General features: G+C 67.5%; 20 protein-coding genes. 14 read left to right on the top strand and 6 right to left on the bottom strand.

Going from position 1 to position 20,351, the window contains the following annotated elements:
* Positions 1-107 precede the first annotated feature (107 nt).
* The 5 genes from ABD882_RS18740 to ABD882_RS18720 are packed head-to-tail and all read right to left on the bottom strand — an operon-like array spanning position 108 to position 4,993.
* Positions 108-998 carry a hypothetical protein gene (locus tag ABD882_RS18740; RefSeq protein ID WP_345189013.1) on the bottom strand — a complete coding sequence of 297 codons (891 nt, stop codon included), beginning with the start codon at positions 996-998 and terminating at the stop codon, positions 108-110.
* Positions 995-1,861 carry a type II secretion system F family protein gene (locus ABD882_RS18735; protein WP_345189012.1) on the bottom strand — a complete coding sequence of 289 codons (867 nt, stop codon included), beginning with the start codon at positions 1,859-1,861 and terminating at the stop codon, positions 995-997. Before ABD882_RS18735 ends, ABD882_RS18740 begins: the two co-directional genes overlap by 4 nt.
* Positions 1,858-3,474 (bottom strand): ATPase, T2SS/T4P/T4SS family, encoded by a 1,617-nt coding sequence (locus ABD882_RS18730; RefSeq protein ID WP_345189011.1) that lies wholly within the window; start codon positions 3,472-3,474, stop codon positions 1,858-1,860. The genes ABD882_RS18735 and ABD882_RS18730 overlap by 4 nt, the downstream gene beginning before the upstream one ends.
* Entirely contained in the window at positions 3,471-4,295 is an 825-nt protein-coding gene (locus ABD882_RS18725; protein WP_345189010.1) for a hypothetical protein, read from the bottom strand. Before ABD882_RS18725 ends, ABD882_RS18730 begins: the two co-directional genes overlap by 4 nt.
* A gap of 11 nt (positions 4,296-4,306) precedes the next feature.
* Positions 4,307-4,993, bottom strand: a complete 687-nt coding sequence (locus ABD882_RS18720; RefSeq protein ID WP_345189008.1) for an SAF domain-containing protein — start codon at positions 4,991-4,993, stop codon at positions 4,307-4,309.
* A gap of 249 nt (positions 4,994-5,242) precedes the next feature.
* Here ABD882_RS18720 and ABD882_RS18715 point away from each other — a divergent pair, with 249 nt between their 5' ends.
* Complete coding sequence (locus ABD882_RS18715; RefSeq protein WP_345189007.1) at positions 5,243-5,557, top strand: winged helix-turn-helix domain-containing protein; 315 nt, start codon at positions 5,243-5,245, stop codon at positions 5,555-5,557.
* 100 nt (positions 5,558-5,657) lie between these two features.
* On the opposite strand, the gene ABD882_RS18710 is transcribed toward ABD882_RS18715, so the two are convergent.
* A complete protein-coding gene (locus ABD882_RS18710; RefSeq protein WP_345189005.1) occupies positions 5,658-6,410 on the bottom strand; it encodes a hypothetical protein in 753 nt (250 codons plus the stop codon).
* 261 nt (positions 6,411-6,671) lie between these two features.
* On the opposite strand from ABD882_RS18710, the gene ABD882_RS18705 reads away from it, so the two are divergent.
* The 13 genes from ABD882_RS18705 to ABD882_RS18645 all read left to right on the top strand — a co-directional run.
* Positions 6,672-6,929 (top strand): hypothetical protein, encoded by a 258-nt coding sequence (locus tag ABD882_RS18705; RefSeq protein ID WP_345189004.1) that lies wholly within the window; start codon positions 6,672-6,674, stop codon positions 6,927-6,929.
* The gene (locus ABD882_RS18700) at positions 6,926-7,972 is read left to right on the top strand and encodes a conjugal transfer protein (protein ID WP_345189003.1); all 1,047 of its coding nucleotides are present in this window, start codon (positions 6,926-6,928) and stop codon (positions 7,970-7,972) included. Before ABD882_RS18705 ends, ABD882_RS18700 begins: the two co-directional genes overlap by 4 nt.
* Positions 7,969-8,271 (top strand): hypothetical protein, encoded by a 303-nt coding sequence (locus tag ABD882_RS18695; protein ID WP_345189002.1) that lies wholly within the window; start codon positions 7,969-7,971, stop codon positions 8,269-8,271. The genes ABD882_RS18700 and ABD882_RS18695 overlap by 4 nt, the downstream gene beginning before the upstream one ends.
* Positions 8,272-8,281: 10 nt before the next feature.
* The gene (locus tag ABD882_RS18690; protein WP_345189001.1) at positions 8,282-8,887 is read left to right on the top strand and encodes a hypothetical protein; all 606 of its coding nucleotides are present in this window, start codon (positions 8,282-8,284) and stop codon (positions 8,885-8,887) included.
* A gap of 2 nt (positions 8,888-8,889) precedes the next feature.
* Positions 8,890-11,463 carry an ATP-binding protein gene (locus ABD882_RS18685; protein WP_345189000.1) on the top strand — a complete coding sequence of 858 codons (2,574 nt, stop codon included), beginning with the start codon at positions 8,890-8,892 and terminating at the stop codon, positions 11,461-11,463.
* Positions 11,460-13,547, top strand: coding sequence for a hypothetical protein (locus ABD882_RS18680; protein WP_345188999.1), 2,088 nt, complete (start codon positions 11,460-11,462; stop codon positions 13,545-13,547). Before ABD882_RS18685 ends, ABD882_RS18680 begins: the two co-directional genes overlap by 4 nt.
* On the top strand, positions 13,547-14,668 hold the full coding sequence (locus ABD882_RS18675) for a M15 family metallopeptidase (protein ID WP_345188998.1): 1,122 nt from the start codon (positions 13,547-13,549) through the stop codon (positions 14,666-14,668). The genes ABD882_RS18680 and ABD882_RS18675 overlap by 1 nt, the downstream gene beginning before the upstream one ends.
* Complete coding sequence (locus ABD882_RS18670) at positions 14,665-15,177, top strand: hypothetical protein (protein WP_345188997.1); 513 nt, start codon at positions 14,665-14,667, stop codon at positions 15,175-15,177. The genes ABD882_RS18675 and ABD882_RS18670 overlap by 4 nt, the downstream gene beginning before the upstream one ends.
* A 67-nt stretch (positions 15,178-15,244) precedes the next feature.
* Entirely contained in the window at positions 15,245-15,532 is a 288-nt protein-coding gene (locus ABD882_RS18665; protein ID WP_345188996.1) for a hypothetical protein, read from the top strand.
* A gap of 5 nt (positions 15,533-15,537) precedes the next feature.
* A complete protein-coding gene (locus ABD882_RS18660; RefSeq protein ID WP_425563400.1) occupies positions 15,538-17,718 on the top strand; it encodes an FtsK/SpoIIIE domain-containing protein in 2,181 nt (726 codons plus the stop codon).
* A gap of 75 nt (positions 17,719-17,793) precedes the next feature.
* A complete protein-coding gene (locus tag ABD882_RS18655) occupies positions 17,794-18,264 on the top strand; it encodes a hypothetical protein (protein WP_345188993.1) in 471 nt (156 codons plus the stop codon).
* A 457-nt stretch (positions 18,265-18,721) separates the two neighbouring features.
* Positions 18,722-20,107, top strand: coding sequence for a hypothetical protein (locus ABD882_RS18650; RefSeq protein ID WP_345188991.1), 1,386 nt, complete (start codon positions 18,722-18,724; stop codon positions 20,105-20,107).
* A gap of 41 nt (positions 20,108-20,148) precedes the next feature.
* A partial coding sequence (locus ABD882_RS18645; protein ID WP_345189083.1) for a glutaredoxin domain-containing protein occupies positions 20,149-20,351 on the top strand: 203 nt, incomplete at its 3' end.

Genomic DNA, 20,351 nt, shown 5'->3' with positions numbered 1-20,351 from the left:
CAGGCGGTGACGGCTGCGACGATGATGCCGACGACGACGATGCCGCCGATCATCCAGGCTGCCCATGCGGGGATTTCGTTCATGGTGGGTGTTTCCTTTCGTGGTGGTTACTGGTGGAGGAACAGGTTGGCGATGGACGGGAGGAGGGTGAGCACGATCAGCACGGCCAGGGTCAGGTAGACGGGGACGGTCGCTCGTCGGGTGACGCGCTCGGCGTCCTTCCTGGTCGCGGCGGCGACCTGGTCGCGCAGCTGGTCGGCGGAGGCGAGCAGCTGCTCGCGGAGGCTGACGTGGGCTTCGGACATGCGCATCGTGCGGCCGAGTTCGACGAGCGGGGGGACGTCGAGCTGCTTGCCGAGGTTCTCGAGCGCGTCCCACTTGCTGACTCGGGTGAGGTCGGCAGCGGCGTACTCGCGACGCAGGCGCTTGAACACCCAGGAGTCGGAGAGGTTCGCGGTCTCGCTGAGCGCGGTGTCGGGGGTGGTGTTTCCGAGGAGCGCGACGGCGACGGTCTGCAGGTAGACGCCCATGAAGCGGGTGACTTCCTGGCGGGCCTTCGCGGCGCGCGCCTTCACGTTGGTGTCCACGGAGAACCAGAGGACGATCGCGAAGATCGGGCTCGGGGCGAGGAGCATCGCGGAGGCCTGACCGGTGACCAGCTGCCAGAAGATCGGGAGGACCAGGGGCGCCGCGAATCCGAACAGAGCCGCCTTCGCCTTGGACGCGTAGAAGTAGCTGACCGACATCTCGAGCAGGTCGAGGTCCTTGGTCGGCGGGGCGAGGAACTTGATGGCCGGCAGGTGCTGGGCGAGCCAGCTGCCGACGCGGTCCCAGCGCGTCAGCTGGACGGTGGGGCCCGCGGCGCTCACGGAGGGCTCTCCGAGGCGGGCCAGCGCGTCGCTGGTGCGCACAGTCTGAGGGGCGTATGCGAGGACGATCACTCCGAGCGCGATGCCGAAGAGCACCCCGGGGAGCACGGTGAGCCAGGTGACGGTCATGATTCCTGCCCTCCTCTGGTGGTCTGGATGAGGATGCGGGGTTCGGGGCGCACCCGGGTGATCGCCTTGGCCCAGATCATCAGACCCACGAACCCGCTGAGGACGATGAGCATCGCGATCACGCCGAGAGGAGTGCGGTAGAAGTCGAGCTGCCCGGAGCCGCCGAAGAAGACCAGGTAGACGACCGTGAACCCGATGAAGACGGCCATGATGCGCATGGTGTCGCGGGCCTTGGCACGCTCGACGTCGACCTCGAGCATGTTCTTCGATGCGACGTGGAGGTTCTCGGCGATACCCTTCAGCGCTGTCTCGAGGCCACCGCCGTTGAACTCGGCGGCCTGGATGAGCGCGATGAGGACCTCGTCCGCGGCGGGGCTGTTCAGCTCGTCGGCGAACTTCCGGAGGCTGTCCTTCACGGTCCAGGTCGACATCATCCGCGCGTAGAGACGGTCGACCGGGCCCTGGAGGATCCCTGGGGCGCTGCCGCGGGTCACGCCGATGACGTCCTTGAGCGTGTACTTGTTCGCACCGACGCCGGCGGCAAGGGCGCGGGCCCAGTTCTCGAGGGCGACGATCAGGTCGCGTTCCTTGGTGGGCGGGTTGCTGAGCAGCAGCGGGAGCCAGACGAGGGCGGCGGGCACAACGACGACGAGGACCGGGAACTTGGTGAGGAACGCGAGGAGGAGGCCGAGGACTGCGCCGATGATGAGGCGCTGCCGGGTTCCTTCGCTGATCGCGTTCCATCGCTGGGTGAGCGTGGGCTTGGGGGCGCGCGCTTCCTTCTCCGGTCCCGGCCGGAAGTACAGGACGGCCATGATGATGCCCCCCATCAAGCCTGCCGCGGCGAGGGCTGCAAGGGTCATGCGTTCCCCTTCCGGTAGGGCCAGACGTAGCCCGCACGGCGAAGCCGCTTGGCGGTTTCTTTGGTGGGCTCCTCCGGGGTGGTCCAGGTGTCCAGGTCCGGGTCGTAGAGGAACAGCGGCTTGGCCATGGGCTGGTGCTTGTCGTTGAGGACGATTTCGGCGACCTCGGTGACGACACGGCGAAGTGTGCCGTCCGGGTTCTGGATCTTCTCGATGTAGAGGATGAGGTGGATGCTGCGCCCGATCTGGCGCAGGGGGACGGTGTCGTCGGAGAGGCCGTTCTCGCTCATCAGGATGTCGGCGAAACGGTGGATGGCGTCATCCGCACTGCGGGCGTGGATCGTGGAGATGACGCCCTTACCCGCGAGCATGGCCTTCATCGCGCTCGGCCCCTCGATGCTCTTGACCTCGGCGTAGATGATCCGCTGGACGCTGGCGCGGAGGGCATCGTCGAGGCACTGGTCCAGGGTGATGCCTGCGGCGCTGTCAGCGCCGGCGGACTGCGGCGGGACGTACTGCAGGTCCTGCACCTGCCAGTGCCGCTCGGGGAGCTTGTTCAGGTAGAGCTCTCGTTCCGTCTCGATCGTGCTGATCTTCTCTTCCGGGGGGAACTCTGCCGCCAGAGCGCGGACGAAGGTCGTCTTACCGTCACCGGGGTACCCGGCGATCAGTTGGCAGAGGTTCGCGCGGGAGGCCGCGCCCAAGAAGGTCGCGATGTCCTGGTTGATCGTGCCGACGCGGACCATGTCGTTCAGGCCGATGTCGACGTATCCGTGGTTGCGGATGGTGACATTGGTGACCGAGCTGTACCCGGTTGCGGAAAGGCGGGCACCGCCGATGTCGAGGTTGAGGCGTCCGCCGGGGCGGGCGAAGCTGCGGCCGCGGTAGGAGGCGATCTCGCCGACCATGTCGTCGAGCTCGCGGTCGCTGCGGGCAATCGGTGGTCGTCGCTCTTTGAGGCCGGTCGTCTTGGTGACCACGACGTTGCCGAAGCCGACGATCGAGATGTCCTCGACGTTCTCCTCGCGGAGGTACTGCTGCAGGCGGCCGTAGCGGTGGGCCTGGTCGAAGATCGCCTGCCGGTACTGCCCGCGCTTGAGCGGCGACCAGTCGTGGTCGGCGCCGAGCTTGGTGATCTGACGGTTCACGTAGTGGTTGATGAGCCGTTCGATCTCCAGCCAGGTGCGCTCCTCTGCGGGAGTCTCCGGCCCGGCGGAGGCTGTCGCGACGTCGAAGGATCCGCGATCCCGCTCTCCGGCGTCGATGTCGGCGACGGGGATCTCGCGGGTGAGTTCCATGACGACGTCCCAGTCGACGTCGAGGTAGCCCGTCGGTTCGATCCATGCCGCTCCTCGGTTCTGCAGGACGTCGTCCTGCGTGACGGAGCGCGCGGCCTTGCGATCGCGACGGGTGCCGGCCTGCGCCGCGTCCTCGTCGTCGACGATGTGCAGGGGCGGGCGTCCGGTCGCGGCAGCGAGGAGGTGGTTGTTGCCGCGGACCCGAGGTGGTGTCGTCGGTGTCGGAGCGGGCGCGGGCCGGGTGCCGAGGTCGTCGAAGTACGGCCGGGTGGTGATCTCCACCTCGTCCGGGTCGAGGTCGCGAGGATCGCTCATGCGGTCACGCTCCTGTCCTGGTTGCGGGCGTCGAGGACCTGCAGGTCCTGCACGACACGGCGGACGGCGCCGCGGTAGGCGTTGCGGGCGGGTTTGGGGTCGGGGCGGCCGTGGGAGAACACGGCGGCTCCGAGGGGGTCGTGCGGGAGGGTGGCCAGGACGGGCAGCACATGGTCGGAGAATTCGCGGGTGCGGAACTTCTCGTGTGCGGAGGCCTTCAGCAGCGCCCAGAAGCGCTCGCTGGTGGTGCCGGCGGCCACGCGCTGGTTCAGGTCCGGGAGGTCGAGTCGCCGGTAGGACCGGTTGAGATCGACGACGGACGCCTCCGCGTTGATGATGACGCGATCGGCGCTGTCGATCAGAGCCAGACGGGGGTCGTCGATGCCGAGCCGGCCCAGGTCGACGATGACGTCGATGCCGCCCGCGCCCAGGGCACCGAGGAGGAGTGGGAGTGTCCTCCAGAGCCCCTGCACGCCGCCGACCATGCTGAGGCTCGCGAAGCCGGGGATCACCCACATGCGGTGCCCGTCGGGGATCGCTGGGATCGGGTAGTCGCGGAGCTCGGGGAGCTCGTGCACGGCGATGGAAAGGGAAAGTTCCGGATCCAGGATGTCTTCCGCTTCGAGGGCGTTGCGGGCGATCGCGAACGAGAGCCGTTCGATTCCGCCGGCGGTCGGGCGCAGGTTGAGGCGGAAGAACCCTGCCATGACCGTGGAAGCGGCAGAGGTGTCGGCCTCGATCAGCACGACCGGACGCGGCCAGTGCACCGCCAGCGCGGTCGCCGCGGTGGTCACCCCGGGTGCCCCGGCGAGACTGGTCATCGCGTAGACGGTCACTTGGATGCCCCGGTGGAGAGGTAGAGGGCGAGGCCACCGGATGCACCGCGGCTCGCGATCCCGGGGGCCGCGGCCGCGGACACGTAGACGTCGACGACGACGTCGTTGGTGTTCGGGACCGGCTTCACCTGCGAGACGACGGCCGGCGTGGTCTGCTCTGCGGTGATGTCGACCGGCGGCGCACCCTGCGCCTGCGCCGGGACGAGCACGACGTTGTCGCCGGCGTGGAGTGTCTGAGCCGGGTACTTGCCGGGCTGCAGGGTGATGCCGATGAGGGCCTTGCCGTCCGGCACGGCGAGCGACTTGGTGAGCGAAGAGGTGGTGACCATGCCGCCCGTCGGAATGTCGACGGCGGCGATCTGTCCGATGACGGTGTCGGCCTTCGTCGCACTGATCGCCTGCGTGTCTTGATCCGCTGCGATCGAGATCGTCGTCAGGTCGTCCTTGGTGATGACGTGCCCTCGCACGATGTCGCTCTTCGCGACGAACACGGGCGTGGACTTGCTCACGCTGTTGAAGGCGATGACGCCGGCGAGACCTGAGAGGAGGATCAGCCCGATGACAGCGAGGCCGAACAATGGTGACCTGCGACGGCGCACCGGCTTCAGATCACCGGAGACAGCGGGCGCAGCCTCCGCAGGGGCTTCGATGCTCGAAGCGAGCTGGGGTTCGGTGATCGTCACGCGTTGTCCTTCCACGAGGGCCTTCTACCTACGAGGGGTGCTCTCGCCGCGACGCTTTGGACAAATCCGCCCAAATTCATGACCGACCCCCCAGGTCTCAGCTCAGAATACAGGGTGGCGAAGATTACGCCAGCCGAAATCGACTTTCTTAGACCCTGAACACGATCCCCCCGTGCTCCTCACACGGTAACCCGTCTCGGGCGGAGGCGCTCCCCCGCGCATCGGGACTCGGACGACATAATTGACCCCATGCCAGATCCCTCCCCCGACGACCTTGGTGCTGTACTCAAGGCGTTCGGGGTGTCACCGCTGCGGATCGGGATTCTTCAGGTGGTCCTCCGGAAAGGGTCCGCATCGCTGCCGGACCTGGTTGAGGAGCTCGGCGCGAGCCGTACGACGCTGCGTCCGCACAAGGACGCGCTCGTCGAGGCGGGAGTCTTGCTCGAGCGGAAGGATCCGTCAATGGCCGGTGCGCGCAGCGGATTCAACCGGCTCGTCTATCGGGTCGACGTGAGCGCTCTTCAGGATCATCTCGAGCAGCTGCGCAGGTCGCTGCTGCCCTGACTGCTCGGCTGCCACGTGAACGGGCCCGTGGCGTGCCTCCCGGAGGGTGGAGGCAGGCCACGGGCCCGAGTCTTGTGATCGATCCTTGCCGGCGCCGGGGTTAGAACGCCTCGGCGTAGGCGACCTTGAGGCGCTTGCGGATCCGCTGGACGCGCTTGTGGAGGTTGTCGAGGGTGATGCCGAGCGAGTCGGCGATCTGCTCCCGGGACTCCTCATCCTCGCCCATGGTGACGCGGGCCAGGAGCGCGGTCTCTTCGCGGGTGAGCGTGCCGGTTTCGACGGCCCAGGTGAACAGGCGCAAGGCGAGGACCTCGACGGGCGGCTCGGCCGCCGTCCAGGCTCCCAGTTCAGCCTCGAGGACGTCGTTGCTGACGGCGGAGGTCTGGTCGTGGATGGCCTTGTCGGTCGGGGTGCGCTCGGAGAGCTTGCTGAGCAACCCCATGGTGAGGTTCGCGTGCACGCGCTGGTGCAGGTGCATCTTGTACTCGACTCCGATGACCTCCCACGCGCAAGTGATGGCGTAGCCGACCCGGTCGGCGCGGTCCATCCCGTCGAGCGCACGGACGCGATGTGCCATGCGCTGCGCGGCCGGGAGGAGCACCTGCACGAGGAGCCGCTCGGCGACGCGGTTGCCGCTGCGGGCGAGGGTCAGCAGCTCGTACAGGACCACGTCTGTGCGGTCGCGCTCCGCGGGCGTGCTGTCACGTCGAACGCCGGAGCGAATCTCGGTGAGCAGGTCTGCGCAGGAGCGGATGCCGAGGTCCCCGAACAGATACTCGCGGTGCGCGTACCGGGACTCCCATTCGGTGTTGAGACGGGTGGCGATCGGGGCCGGCTGAACGGTGGCGGACATGAGGAGCTCCTCGGGCGTTGTGGATCGAATCGCCCTCGACGCTCCTCAGCACGCGTGTACGCGTGCGTGTATTCGCCGCCTCCAATCGCGTGAACTTCGCCCTCGCATCCACCCGAGAATCCGCGTATTTCCGCGGATTTCGCGTGTAGTCACTCACCCGCTCCCGAAATTTCTTGACGGATCTGTCCAGACCTCGCCCCCACGCCCACCCCTTGTAGGTGAGAGGGCCCCGTCGGGGTCCACCGGATCGGGAGTGACCAGATGGGCTCGCAGACTCAGCGCCACGAGGAGGACGGTTTCGGCCAAGACCTCATCGAGCAGATGGAGGATCACGCCAAGGTGCTCCACGTCTTCGACGAGGGACAGGACATCGCCCTCGACCTGCACGAGAAGCTGCTCAGCGAGGAGACCCGGCAGCGAGCTCTCGCGTTCCTGCAGTCGCCCCGCTACGCGTCCGCGATCGAAAAGTACGAGCGGCTCACGACCGGCCCGGTCGACGTGCCTGAGGCCGGTGCATGATGAAGCTCCTCACCCGGACGCGTCCGCCGAAGGACCAGTCGAACAAGACCCGCCCGAAGGGCCACCCGAAGAACGCCACTGCCAACGCCACCCTCCCGGCGCAGTCAGCATCGTTCACGAACGGTTCCACGATCGGAAAGCGGACCACCTCGACGCTCCTGCTGATCTGCCTCGCGTGCGCACCGATCTCGCTCGCGCTCACACTGTTCCGCCCGGCACCCAAGCCCATTGCCGCGACGACGACCCAGAGCGATCAGCTGTCCGTGCTGCAGCAGAGCGCAGGCGCCTACGGCGTCGGCCTCGTCGGCGCCTGGCTGTCCGCCACCCGTACGGATCCGTCCTCGCTGCAGCCCTACGTGAGCACCGTCCCCACCGGCCTCGGTGAGGTGCCCTTCGAGTACCGCAACCTGTCGGTCGCCTCGATCGCACCGGCAACCGGGACCTCGCTGGTCACCGTCACCGTCGCCAGCGACATCAAGACCAAGCAGAGCGACGGCAAGGACCCCATCTGGGTGCGCCGGTTCTTCGAGGTCAACATCGACACCGCCAAGAACGCGCTCGCCGCGGTGGGTCTGCCGGCGCCGAAGGCGGGGCCGGGCCTGGCGACGTCGATGGGAGTCGGCTTCAACAACCAGCTGTCGCAGGACAGCCCGGCTGCGCAGACCATCCAGCTGATGCTCGCCGCGTATCTCACCGGTCAGGGCAGCGTCGACTCCTACCTGACGCCGGGCGTCTCGATCGCTCCGGTGACGCCGGCTGCGTTCACCGGGCTGAGCCCTGTGTCGTTCCTCTCGCCCACTGCCCCTGACAAGGCGCCGGCGGACGGCACCGTGATGCCGGTCCAGGCGACCGTGGCGCTGAAGACCGCGGACGGGCAACTCGTCACGGCGACGTACTTCGTCCATCTCACCGTCCGCGCCGGCCGCTGGGAGGTCACCGACCTCGAGGTCTCCCCGACCCCGGCCGATGGCGCTCACGCCCCGGCGAAACCCACGCCCACAACGTCACCGTCACCGACCACCACTGAAGGAGCAACACCATGAACACCGTCATCTTCGACCTTGCACACCGCGCGGCAGCCGGTGTGCACTCCGCTGTCGTCAAGACGTCCGGCGGCCTCATCCAGACCGGAGCAGATCTCAACAACCAGCTCTACACGCTGCTCAAGGACGCCGGGCTCACCGTGATCCTCGCCGGCTTCGTCTTCCTCTGCTGGAAGAAGGGCTGGGCGGTGGGCGGCGTGATCGGCGGCGTCCTGATCGCGTCGTTCGGAATCTGGATCGTGCACGGGAACGGCATGGAGGTCCTCGCCGGTATCTGGAACCAGACGTTCACGGGGTAAGCGACGGCTCATGAGCACCACGGACGCCACTCCGCGCCGCACGGCGCGGATGTTCACCGCCATCAAGAAGATCCCGACCCTGATCGGGAAGCTCGGGGAGTGGCGGATCCCCGGCGGGCCCTACACGCTCGTGCAGCTTGTGACCGGCGGCGTTGTCCTGTTCGTCGGATACAACACGATGTCCGTGTGGGGCCCGCTGGTGGGTGGTCTTCCTCTGGTGCGCCTGGTCGCGCTCGCGATGGCGTCCGTCGGCGTCATCTTCCTCACCGGTCACATCCCGTCGACGCGGCGCACCCCGTTGAACCTGCTCACTGACTGGTTCCACGCCTCAACCCGCCCCGTGGCGGGGACCGTCGACGGGCAGCCGGTGAAACTCCTCAAGCCACACGTCGTGCACGTGGATGTTCTGCTCGCCGAGCTCGACGACGAGGGGCTCGGATCCGCGATCTTCACCGTCGAGCACGCACCATCCACCGCCAAGGCCCCGCAGATCCCCGCAACCGTCGTCGCAGAGACGGAGACGGCGCCGGCCAACGCCCCCACCCCCGTACCCGCCCGCCGTTTCACCTCGGGCATGGACCGCCTGCTCGAGCAGGCCGGCGCGAAAGAGAGCTGACCATGACGATTCGTGTTCCTGACACCGCGATGATCGGCCACCTGAAGTGGACCGACTCCGGCGTCGTCTGGGCCACCTGGCGCCTGGAAGGCCTCCCCAAGGGGCTCGGTGGCAGCGAGCTCAACGAAACTCGACGGCGCATCCACCGTGCGCTGGCCCACGGCATCATCGGCGAGTACATGCTGATGGGCCTCGGCGGCATGGTCTCTCCCGAGGAGATCGCGAACAACATGCTCGACGGCATCGACGTATCCGAGCACCCGATGCTTGCTGAGGAAGTCCTCCTGGCCATGGACGACTTCGATGCACATCCGCACGGGCGCCGTGAGTTCTGGATCTCCGTCCCGCTGAAGGCGAAGACCCCGATGGATCAGTTGCGCCGTGTGTGGAGCTGGGCGGAGAACTCCGCACGGGAGCGCGTGGGATTCCGGATCGCGCCGCCGGCGCCGGACGCGGTCGTTGCCGCGCTGCGCGCCGCCAAGCACATCGAGGACGCGATCCCCGGTGCCCTGATGCCACGCCGCGCCACCGTCGCCGAGCAGGTATGGATTGCGACGCACGCTCTCAGTCGCGGCCTGTACGAAGCGCCCGCCCCGCAGCGGCGTCCCGATGGGATCGCCCAGGGCGCCCGGCAGCTGCAACTGGACGAGCACCTCGCGAAGGTGAGCACCCCGAAGAGCTACCCCCCGTTCCACATGGACGAGGGCGGTCAGACCGACACGACCAGCAAGATCGCTCACCGCAACCCGCTCAAGGCGCGGTTCCTGAAGGTCACGAACCTGCGCGCGATGGAGTCGAGCTACCAGAGCATGCTCGCGCTGTCCGGCACCCCGAAGGGCGGATGGGACGAGGACCTCGACTGGATCGGCACGCTCGACGAGCTCGGCGTCAACGCGGACTGGGTGTTCCGTGTGCAGAGCATCAGCGCCAGGGAGGCGAAGCGCCGCAACTCCCGGATCGAGGCGAACATCGCCGACCAGATGGACCAGCAGGATGGCACGGCCGCGATCACCGGTACCGGCGGCGAGATGGACGTGGCGGCCAGTGATCTGAACCAATACCACCAGGAGCTCGGAGCTTACGACCGCGAAGTCCAGGTGCAGGCGACGTTCATCGTCGCCGTCGGCGACTCCACCGCCGATGGCGCCATCGCGCGCGCCGAGTTCGTGCGGAAGTACTTCGCCGACTCGCTCGAGTTCCAGTTCGACATCCCCATCGGCGGCCAGGAGGCTCTCTGGTGGGCGATGTGGCCCGGCAGCCCGACCACCCGCATCGTCCGAGAGTTCGCGGAGCTCACCACCGGAACCCACTTCGCAACCCTCACCCCACTCACCAGCACGGAGCTCGGTGACAGCAAGGGCGTTCTCATCGCCGACAACATCAGCAACGGCATGGAGCGACCGGTCCTGCTCGACCTGTGGGGGCAGATCAAGGGCGACGTGTCCGGATCGATCGGCCTGGCCGGCGAGCAGGGCGGCGGCAAGACCGTGTTCATCAAGATCGCGATCGGCGGCGTGCATGATCGCGGCGGCCGATTCGTCGCGATCGACGGGTCCAAGGTCCGCGAGTACGCGACATTCGCGCAGACCCTCGATCAGACCTCGACCATCCTCGTCGACCTGGTGAACCCGAAGTACTCGCTGGACCCGCTGCGCATCTACGGCGCCGAGGCCGGGGCCTCGTACATGTACACGCTGTGCGCCTCGCTGCTCGGCATCGCACCGCTTTCCGATGACGGCATCATGCTCGCCACGGTCCTCAACGAGCGTCGCGCGAAGGAGCACAATCTGGTCAGCATCAGCCATCTGCACCAGGAACTGAAGGAGCTGGGAGCCGGCGGCGACTCGACCGCGAAGCGGCTGGCCGGACTGATGAGCCTGTACAGCGAAACCGAGTACGGTGCCGTGCTGTTCGACGACTCTCTGCCGGTCCTTGATCTCGACGCTCGAGGCATCGTCTTCCTCACCTACGGCGTCGCCCTGCCAACGAAGGAGGAGCTGGATAACGAGACCCAGCTCCAGCGCCTGGGTCTCGACAAGATCTTCGGCAACGCCATGTACGCGCTGCTCGCGCGCATGAGCCGTGAGATCTGCTTCCGCAACCGCAACGAGCTCGCCCTGTGGGTGGTGGACGAGTTCAAGCACGTCGCCGTCAACCCGCACAGCCTCGCCGAAGCCGAGGTGTTCCTCCGCCAGGGCCGTAAGCACGGCGCTCCTCTCCTGATCGCATCGCAGGATGCCCGTGACTTCGGCGGGCCGGAGATGCGCGCGCTGATCAAGAACCGGGTTCTGACCCGGCAGACGGACACCGACGCCGCCGAATCGAATCTGGAGTGGTTCCAGAAGGGGTTCAGCAAGGACGAGTCGAACGTGAAGCTCATCACGGAGCAGCTCTCGCCGCTCGGCCCCGACAACAAGGTCCCGCTGGACAGGCGCGGTGAGGCCCTCTTCCGTGACGCCCGAGGGCGCATGGGCAAGATCCGCACGCGGGTCTCCCGTCGCCCCGAGCGCGCTGAGGCCACGCTCTCCACGCCCGATGCGGAGAAGGTGCCCGACTCCGAGGAGGTGTCGGCATGAGCCTCTACGCGCTCGCAGTCGAGGCGTCGACGGCGCGTCGACGGATCCGCCGTGTGATCCGGTGGGTGCTTCGCCACCCGGTGCGGGTCGTCGCGATCGTCGTTGGAGGGTGGCTGCTGATCTCGATGCTGGGCGGGAACGCGATCATCGCGAACGCGGCCGACGGAGATCTGAAGTCCCTCCCATACTTGAGCGCGCTGACCGCGAAAGACTCCGGCGGCGTCGACATGCTGCACTACGTGTTCCTGCCGATCGATAGGGGCGACATCTTCCACCCCGACCAGTGGTTCATGAGCAAGGTCATCGACCCGATCTGGATCTGGAACGTGGTCTCACTGTCCTGGGGCCTGTGGTTCATCGAGTTCCTGGTCACGATGGAGTGGATCGACTGGATCACCCCTCCGCTGCAGTCGATCTTCGACCTGCTGTCCTCGATCGTCACCTCGATCGGCTGGGTACCGCTGGCGATGACCGCCGCCGCGCTCATCGGGATCGTCGCGATCATGCACGGTCGCGTTGCCCTCGGCATCACGGAAATCGCCCTCTCGCTCACCGCGGCCGCGCTCGTCGCCGGGATGCTCGCGAACCCGATCGGCATGGTCACCGGGCCGGACGGGGGGATCCGTAAGGCGCAGCAGTGGTCCGGGTCGGTCGCCGCGGCGATCGCGTCCGACAACAGCGACTATCTCAACGCACCACCGAGCACGGACAACGCCAAGCAGATCGTCAACGACGCGCTGCTCTCCCAGGTGATGGACGTGTGGGTGCGGGTCCCGATGCAGGAAGTCACCTTCGGGCATGTCCTGACCGGAGATTGCGTGAAGGCATTCGACACGTCGATGATGCAGGTCAACCCGGGGGACCCGGGAACGACCAGCAAGGTGCGCGACGCGATCCGCGGTTGTGACCCCGCGGCCGCGGATTACGCGTCCAACCCGAACTGGGGCACGGTGGTCACCGCCGGCATCGCGACCTACGGCACCAACATCCTGCTGGCGATGGCGGTCGCGCTCGGGTTCGTGCTCTTCCTGGCCACCGGGTTCACGATCTGGAACGCCGGGAAGTGGTTCTTCGCGAACGTCGCCGCAGTCCTGCCCTCCATCGCACGTCATGCCTGGTTCAGCGCCATGGCCGGCGTCGTCGTGGGTCTGTTCACCATCGGCATGTCGATCATCCTCGTGACCGCGTTCCTGAAGCTCACCACCGGTGCCATGACGCTCATGTCGGGCATCCCCGGGTTGTCGGCGATCGCGCAGCTCGCGTTCCTCGACTTCATGGTCACGGCGATGATCATCACCCTGGTCTGGCAGTTCTTCAAGGCGAAGAAGGCCGGGGAGAAGTTCGCCGCCCGGATGGCCCGGCTCGGCCTCGGCCGCCCCCGCGAGCAGAAGGCGCGCCCGGTGGTGAAGAACGTCGTCCGGCAGACCACACGGTTCGCGGAGTCGTACCTGCGCGGGAAGATGTTCGCCGACGCCGCGGGCGCCGCTGTCGGCGGTGTGGCTCCGGTGATCACCACCGGTGGCACGATGGGCGGATTCTTCGGTAGCAGCCGTCCCGGCGCCGCACCGACGCAGACGCAGACGCCGGTGCCGATGATGCCCCTTGAAGCGATCCCCTCCCCCGCAGCACTCGGGCCGGGCAAGGGCACCAGCGTGAAGGAGAAGGCCGCGAAGGCCCTCACCGCTGGCGTTTCGGTGGGTCTCGCCGCGGCGACCGGAGGCACCAGTGCCGCCGTGCTCGCGCTGACCAAAGAGGGCGGCAAGTACGTCCTTCAGCGCGGGATCCAGAGCACCGGTCCGGACAGCGCCGCCCCCGTTGAGCCCCGCTCTCAGGGGACCCGCTCGTCCGAGCCGTCCACACCGGCCGCCTCCGGATCCGGGAGCGTGCACCGTCCGACGTTCACCGGGTTCGGGCGCCGCATCGAAGTGGACAAGGACGGCGTCAGCCGCGTCATGCCGCGCGAGGCCCCGCAGCGCGGCGGCGTCTACCGGATCACGGCGCCGACCACTCCTGCGGCGGCGACGGGTGGCGCGTCGACGGCGCTGCGGGAGCGGCTGCGGAAGGCCGCGGAGCGGAACATCTGATGAAGAAGGGCGTTCTCGTCGCGATCGCCGGCTTCGCCGTTGGCGCCGTGGTGCTCGTGGGCGGGTACCTGCTGATGATGGCGATGACCATCTTCGGCGCCGGCGGTGCGGCCGCATGCGCACCAGGAGCTCCGGCGCCGATGGTGTCGGCGGCTGCGCCGGCGAGCGGGTCGCTCCCGGAGTCGATCGCCGGCTACTCGGGTGAGCAGCTGACCAACGCGCAGGCCATCATCACGGCCGCCCGTGCAATGAACCTCGGCGGCAACGCCCAGGTCATCGGCGTGATGACCGCGATGGACGAGTCGTCGCTGCGCAATATCGACTACGGCGACTGGGAGACCTCAGGGTGGACGAACCCGGACGGATCCCGCACAACCTCGATCGGCTTGTTCCAGCAGCAGGACGAGTGGGGAAGCCGCGCGGACCGCCTGAACCCGCAGAAGTCCGCGACGATGTTCTTCCAGGCGCTGATCCAGGTCCCCGGATGGGACACGCTGCCGCCGATCATCGCCGCCCACCGCACGCAGATCAACGCCGACGCGAACGACTACCAGCGGTTCCTCGACCCGGCCACCCAGGTCGTCTCCGCGCTCACGGGGCTGCCGCTGTCGTCCCAGCCCGGCGCCGGCACCTGCAAGATCGGCCCCGCCGGCAACAACTACCCGGCCGCGGCCGGCACCGAGCCGGGCCCCTGGGGTGGCTACAACAACGGCGGGATCCCCGGCAGCGCCCTGCAGCCGATCCCCTGGGCGCCCGAGCACTCGCTCCGCCCCGACGCCACCGCGGCGCTCATCGCGATGGATCAGAAGTTCTTCGCCGACAACGGTTTCCACCTCCCGATCAACGACGGGTACCGCGACTTCGACCAGCAGGTCCGCGACAAGGCCACCTACGGCGACGGAGCAGCCACCCCAGGAACCAGCAACCACGGCTGGGGACTGGCCATCGACGTCGGCACCCAGCAGCACTACACGATCAGCGAGAGCGATGCGACGTACGCGTGGCTCAAGCAGAACGCGGCCGCCTACGGGTGGAAGCACCCCGACTGGGCCGAGCCCGGCGGATCCGGCCCGCGGGAGGCCTGGCACTGGGAGTACTGGGGCAAGGAGAAGAGCGCATGACCATGACCAAGGCCTTCATCATCGGCGGGATCCTCGCTGGCGCTCTGCTGCTCACCAGCTGCGCCGCACCTGCCCCTGAAACGACGCCCACGCCCCCCGGAACCGCGCACGAGACCCGTCCGCTGATGCTGCCCACCGCCGGCAGTTCAGGAGGGGACACGGCGTCCCTGAAGAGCCAGCAGGAGGCTGCGGACCTGGCCGAGCAGCTGATGCCTCAGTTCCTGAACCACGCCCTCCCCTACGACCAGTGGTGGGCGGCGGTGTCCCCGTCGATGACCGTGGAGGCCCGGTACATGTGGCAGGACACCGACCCGAAGGCGATCCGAGGCGCAACCGTCACCGGCCCCTCGACCGTCGCCGCGGCGCCGAGCTCCACGCAGGTCACCGTCGACGTGCCTTCTGACGCCGGCGTCTGGCAGCTCGAGCTGATCCGGCAGGCCGAGGAGGGCGCCGCTCCGGGCCGCTGGCAGGTGTTCGCACTGACCTCTCCCCCACGATCCCGGAAATGAATTTGTCCACTCCGGTCACCGCAACGCACCCCTAGTGAGTGAGACCGCCGATTTCGAGGAGCACCCCATGAACGAAAAAGACACCGACGCCCTTCTGGTCATCCTGGTCGCGCTCCTCGCCGGCCCAGCGCTCCTGGCGTCTGTCTTCAAGCCCGTCCAGAAGATGCTGATCAACTGGAAGATCCTCGTCACGGACAACGTGCTGATCCCGATCGGCGACGGGGCGGGCCTTGATCTGCCGCGCATCATCATCGCCGTGTGCGTCCTCGTGGCGATCGTGCTTCTCGGTGCGATGCTTGTGCGGCGCACCGTCGAGCGCAGGGCGCTCGCGCGCAAGGCCGGTGAGCAGCGGTGAACCGCATGCTGATGCCGGGATCGAAGCTCCCGCAGAAGAAAGCCCCCGTTGCCCCGATCCTGATCGTCCTGCTGATCGCAACTGCCTGCGGTACCGGCGCCTACCTCGCCGGGAACATGACGGTGGTCGTGCTGATCTGCGTCGCAACGATCCTGGGGATCCCGGCAATCATCGCCGCCTACCTCCGTGCCCGCGAGCGTCGCGAGAGCGCTGATCTGCTCCTGCTGCGCGGCCACGTCCTCCTCGGTTGGCCGGATCCCGACCTGAGGCAGATCGTGCCCTCCCGGTATCGGGGCGGGTGGATCGGCGTCCCGCAGCGCATCGACATCGTCTACAACCCGCTCCTCGACGAAGACGCACCCGAGAACATCGCCGAGGTGATGCGCCAGGCCAAGAAGCAGTACAAGGTCCCCTACCGCATCAGCAAGGAGTCGAAGAACCGGATCCGCCTGGTCGCCGCGCCGAACAGCGCTGCTGACCGGGAGCGGGACGAGAAGATCGACCGCTCCAAGCTGATCATCGCGAAGACGTTCGGCACCTCAGCGTCCACCACGGTCGCCACTACCCCGGTGACGCGCACCGTCGGCGACAAGCAGATCACCGAGACCCGAGTCACCCGGATCACCGTCAAGTACGAGGTGGCGCCCAAGCTTTCCCGCTCCGGCGTGCGCGCGTCGATCGAGTCGCAGATCTCCGGAGTGCTCGAGGGCCGGTGGCGCGGGTTCTGGGATCTCCCCAACGACAGCTTCTGGATCGAACCCCGCCCCGAGCTTCCTCCCGTGATCGAGAACCCCTCCGTGGCGCCCGCCACCGTCGACCCGCTCGCAACCTACGACGACCTCGCCGTGCCGATCGGCGTCGACGAGGACGGCCACACCATCAGCTGGCGCCCCAAGCACGACGCGCACGTCCTCACCACCGGCAAGACCGGGCGCGGGAAGACCGTCTGCCTCCTCGGGATCACCGAGTACCTCGCCGCGCACGGGTGGGAGATCTGGGGCATCGACGGCAAGCGCTTCGAGATGCTGGGCCTGCGCACCTGGTTCAACGTGCGTCTCATCGCCGGACGCGTCGACCACCAGGCCCGCGTCGCGCACAAGGTCTACCAGGAGATGCAGCGGCGCATGGCCGCGTACGAGAACGGTGAGCAGCGCCTCGAGGACTTCACCCCGATCCTGTTCGTCATCGACGAGTTCAAGACGTTCCGCAACGCCCTGCTGCGCTGGTACCGCATGGTCAAGCCCAAGGGCGCCAGCACGCAGCCTCCCGTCCTCGACGAGATCAGCGACATCGCCTCCCTCGGCCGCAAGATGCGCATTCACATCGTCGTCGGCCTGCAGCGCCCCGACGCCGAGTTCATGACCGGCGATATGCGCGACAACTTCGGGTTCCGGATCAGCTGGGGTCGCCTCTCCGCCGAGGGCGCCAAGATGATGTGGAACAACTTCGTCACCGGCACCACGATCCCGGCCCAGATCCGCGGCCGCGGCATCGCCTACAACAAGGCCGGCGAGCCCGTCGAGATCCAGGGCTACTGGACACCCGACCCCTACCAGACCGACCCGGAACGCCCCGAGGTCTGGGTCTTCGAGAACGACCTGCAGCTCGTCAAGCAGATGCAGCCCGCTGAGCGCATCCACGAGCTCATGAAGATCGTCGACCCCGACGACCGCTTCGTCGACCTCGACGGCGACGACAAGGTCGACGCGCTCAACTACAACGACTACATGGACACGCGGATCATCTCCGCTGGCGACCCTTCGCTCGTCGACACGTCCGTGAAGATCTCCCGCGCGATCGCCGACCAGGCGGCCGAGGAGAAGCAGGCCTCCCGCGTCGCGCTCCTCGAGCGCATCCAGATCGAGGCCGAGGCGGAAGACCCCGAGATCTCCGACGAGGAGGAGATGTTCGCCGGCTACTCCCCCGCGGCCGACGCGTTCCCCGAGGAGCTCCTCACTCCCGGGGGCGATCTCGCCCATCAGGGAGTTCTCATGCTCGTCGAGTCCGACAGCGACACATGGGGCCTGGTCGAGTTCGTCGACGACGACTCCACTCTCGATGACGAGGACGACGACTCCGTTACCTTCTCCTACCGCGACTTCCGCACCGGAGAGCCCGGCTCCAAGACCGTCCCCCGCGGCACCTCGGTCATCACCCGCACCCCGATCGACCCGGAGGCGCGATGATCGGCATGCGAAGCTGGTACGGCGCGCCGCCTGTTAATCCACGGCCTGGGCACATGTATGTGTTTGCATGGCCCTATGTCCGATCCGATCGAACCCCGAGTGCGCGTGAAGAAGCCGCGTCGAAAGATGGGCGCCGTGGCGGATCCAGTGCTGGTCAGCTGGAGGATCGAACTGGCCACCCGCAGTCGCGTGAACGACCTCGCGAAGCGGGCCAGTATGTCTGCGTCGGAGTTCGTCGATCGCATGGTCGAGCATCTCGAGTTGACGCCTCAGGGCGTCCCGCCATGGGTCGAGCAGCCGTATGTCTCCGACAGCGATGCCACGCCCCGTCGGAAGGTCGGCTCGATCGAGAGTCCCGTACTGATCAGCTGGCGCATCGAGACCAGCACGCGCGAGCGTGTGAAGCAGCTCGCGAAGCTGTCGGGCATGTCATCTTCGGCGTTCGTAGACCAGATGGTCGCGAATTTGCCGCTCACCGACCAGGGGATCCCGCCGTGGGTGCCCCCGTTCGATCGCGATGGGGAGCTGCCTATCGACACGGTCTAACGCAAGAGGCCCCCTGCCGAAGCAGAGGGCCCGTTCGCTTGGGGTTCAGATCCCTGAAGTTTGCCGCCTCAGATCTGAATTCAGTTGCTCTCGAAGCTGACTTGCCGGTCGGCGTCTCGAGTTGTGTATCGCACCGGGAGGGCACCCGGGGCTTTGTCGTACCAACCAGGAGGCACCTGGAGGTGATCTCATGTTACTCCAGCGCTGGAGTTATCTCCAGCATCTAAGCGCGAATTCTGCTGACAATCTGCAAGAAAATTGCAAGCAAATTTCGTCGGATGCTGAACCGGAATCCCGCCGGCTCGATCTTCGCGAGCCAAGCTACGACTGGGATCGCTTCGCCATGCCTCGGGAAACCCGTCCGCATGGCGGGGCTCGCTCACGCGCATCGAAGCGGGGCGCAACGGGTGGTTGCGCGTCGTGGTCGATCCCCGTTGAGGACGGCGCGTATGCGACGGTGCCGGCTTGGCGATCGCGGAGCTCCTGGCTGCAGCTGCTGCGCGAGATGCTCGAATCCGTCGACGGAATGCGCCTGTGGAAGGGCCGCGTCAACATCGACACGGTGATGGTGGTCGCGCGGGTCGACGCCGAGACTGCTGATGGCACTTCGGGTCGCGGTGTGATGACGTCGCACGAGACGGTCGCGAAGCGGGTGGGCATGTCGAGCCGGCAGGTCGGGACCGCGCGACGCGTGATCGAGAAGCTCGGCCTGGCCGTCACGATCATCCGGGGCCGTCACCTCTCCCCCCAGGAGCGTTCCAAGGCTCGTGCCGCACACGGGCGCTACCAGGAGGCTGCAGCATCCGTCCGCGCTCTCACTATGCCGGCCGGAGCCGTACAGGCCCACACGGGCGCGCCTGGCGTCTCTGAGCACCATTCCGCCGCCTCGTCTGTGGATACTTTCCACCTACCCGGTACGGGTTCAGTTAACGAGTCCTCTTACCTCTCAGAGAAGTCACCAATGCGCGCTGGAGCGCGCAAGAAGGCCGCTCCGCGGCCTAAGCCGAGGAAGAAGAGCTACCCCAAGCCCGAAAGGCAGCCTCGCGCCGTCGAGATGCAGCGATTCGCGTGGGACATCCTGCAGCGATTCCTGCTCGCCGAGGGCACCAGGCCGCAGGAAGGGGCCCCCCTCACGCCCGGAGCGCTCCGCGGCCGCAAGCACATCGGGAACCTGATGCGCGTGCTCGAGCGCAACCGGATCACCCCCGCTCGCTACACCGTGAAGAGCCTCAGCGAGGCCCTCGACGCCCTGATCGCCGCCGGCAAGCTCCCCCCAGCCCGGTACGACGAGCTCCGCGACCCGTTCGCGAACTTCGCCTGGCGCCTCGGCAAGCTCACCCAGCTCACCGAAGGCGAGACCACCCTCGAGCGCATCAACCGCGAGAACGCCGAACGCGCCCAGCGCCGCGCCGAGCAAGCCCGCCAGGCCGCGGCCCTCACCGAAACCGATCAAGCGGCCGCCGATGCCGCCGCCGCGGCCTTCTTCGCGCAGAGCCACCTCACCCGCCGCCCGAAGCCCCTAGCCCGCCGCACCGACATCACCGCGCTCGTGACCACCATCGTCGGCGCCGGCGCCCAGCTGCAGACCGCCCCCACCACCGTGCAGCTGCTCGCCGGGAACATCACCACCCTGCACCGCGCACTCGTAAACGCCGGCTACCAGCTGCACACCGCCGACAACGCCCTGGAATGGACCGGGCACTCGCAGCCGATCCGCATCGCGCTCCACCGCGCCGGCGCCGACGTGACCGCACAGCTGCTCGACACCGCGCCCTACGACTCCCCCACCACCATCACCGCTGCGCTCGCAGCATTCGCTGAAACCCAGAAGGAGAAGAGGTAACCATGAACCAGCACGCCCAGACCACGGACCAGGCGGGGATGATGCATCCAACGCATCATCCCCGGGTGGTCGTCTACACCAAGCCCTCCTGCGTGCAGTGCAACGCGACCTACCGCGCGCTCGACGCCAAGGGCATCGAGTACGAGATCCACGACGTCTCCGAAGACGCCGCGGCGCTCGAGCACGTGAAGTCGCTCGGCTACCTGCAGGCACCCGTCGTCGTCACCGACGAGGACCACTGGTC

It is taken from the genome of Microbacterium panaciterrae (assembly GCF_039541635.1).
Classification (GTDB): Bacteria; Actinomycetota; Actinomycetes; order Actinomycetales; family Microbacteriaceae; genus Microbacterium; species Microbacterium panaciterrae.
Note: the sequence above shows the minus strand (reverse complement) of the source record. Positions and strands in the feature narration are given on the sequence as shown.

Excerpts from the sequence above, each read along its gene's own strand:
- ABD882_RS18695 (WP_345189002.1), top strand. The coding sequence starts at position 7,969 with ATGAACACCGTCATCTTCGACCTTGCACACCGCGCGGCAGCCGGTGTG.
- ABD882_RS18675 (WP_345188998.1), top strand. The coding sequence starts at position 13,547 with ATGAAGAAGGGCGTTCTCGTCGCGATCGCCGGCTTCGCCGTTGGCGCC.
- ABD882_RS18730 (WP_345189011.1), bottom strand. The coding sequence starts at position 3,474 with ATGAGCGATCCTCGCGACCTCGACCCGGACGAGGTGGAGATCACCACC.
- ABD882_RS18665 (WP_345188996.1), top strand. The coding sequence starts at position 15,245 with ATGAACGAAAAAGACACCGACGCCCTTCTGGTCATCCTGGTCGCGCTC.
- ABD882_RS18705 (WP_345189004.1), top strand. The coding sequence starts at position 6,672 with ATGGGCTCGCAGACTCAGCGCCACGAGGAGGACGGTTTCGGCCAAGAC.
- ABD882_RS18655 (WP_345188993.1), top strand. The coding sequence starts at position 17,794 with ATGTCCGATCCGATCGAACCCCGAGTGCGCGTGAAGAAGCCGCGTCGA.
- ABD882_RS18725 (WP_345189010.1), bottom strand. The coding sequence starts at position 4,295 with ATGACCAGTCTCGCCGGGGCACCCGGGGTGACCACCGCGGCGACCGCG.
- ABD882_RS18660 (WP_425563400.1), top strand. The coding sequence starts at position 15,538 with ATGCTGATGCCGGGATCGAAGCTCCCGCAGAAGAAAGCCCCCGTTGCC.
- ABD882_RS18690 (WP_345189001.1), top strand. The coding sequence starts at position 8,282 with ATGAGCACCACGGACGCCACTCCGCGCCGCACGGCGCGGATGTTCACC.
- ABD882_RS18670 (WP_345188997.1), top strand. The coding sequence starts at position 14,665 with ATGACCATGACCAAGGCCTTCATCATCGGCGGGATCCTCGCTGGCGCT.
- ABD882_RS18710 (WP_345189005.1), bottom strand. The coding sequence starts at position 6,410 with ATGTCCGCCACCGTTCAGCCGGCCCCGATCGCCACCCGTCTCAACACC.
- ABD882_RS18680 (WP_345188999.1), top strand. The coding sequence starts at position 11,460 with ATGAGCCTCTACGCGCTCGCAGTCGAGGCGTCGACGGCGCGTCGACGG.
- ABD882_RS18685 (WP_345189000.1), top strand. The coding sequence starts at position 8,890 with ATGACGATTCGTGTTCCTGACACCGCGATGATCGGCCACCTGAAGTGG.
- ABD882_RS18735 (WP_345189012.1), bottom strand. The coding sequence starts at position 1,861 with ATGACCCTTGCAGCCCTCGCCGCGGCAGGCTTGATGGGGGGCATCATC.
- ABD882_RS18700 (WP_345189003.1), top strand. The coding sequence starts at position 6,926 with ATGATGAAGCTCCTCACCCGGACGCGTCCGCCGAAGGACCAGTCGAAC.
- ABD882_RS18740 (WP_345189013.1), bottom strand. The coding sequence starts at position 998 with ATGACCGTCACCTGGCTCACCGTGCTCCCCGGGGTGCTCTTCGGCATC.
- ABD882_RS18715 (WP_345189007.1), top strand. The coding sequence starts at position 5,243 with ATGCCAGATCCCTCCCCCGACGACCTTGGTGCTGTACTCAAGGCGTTC.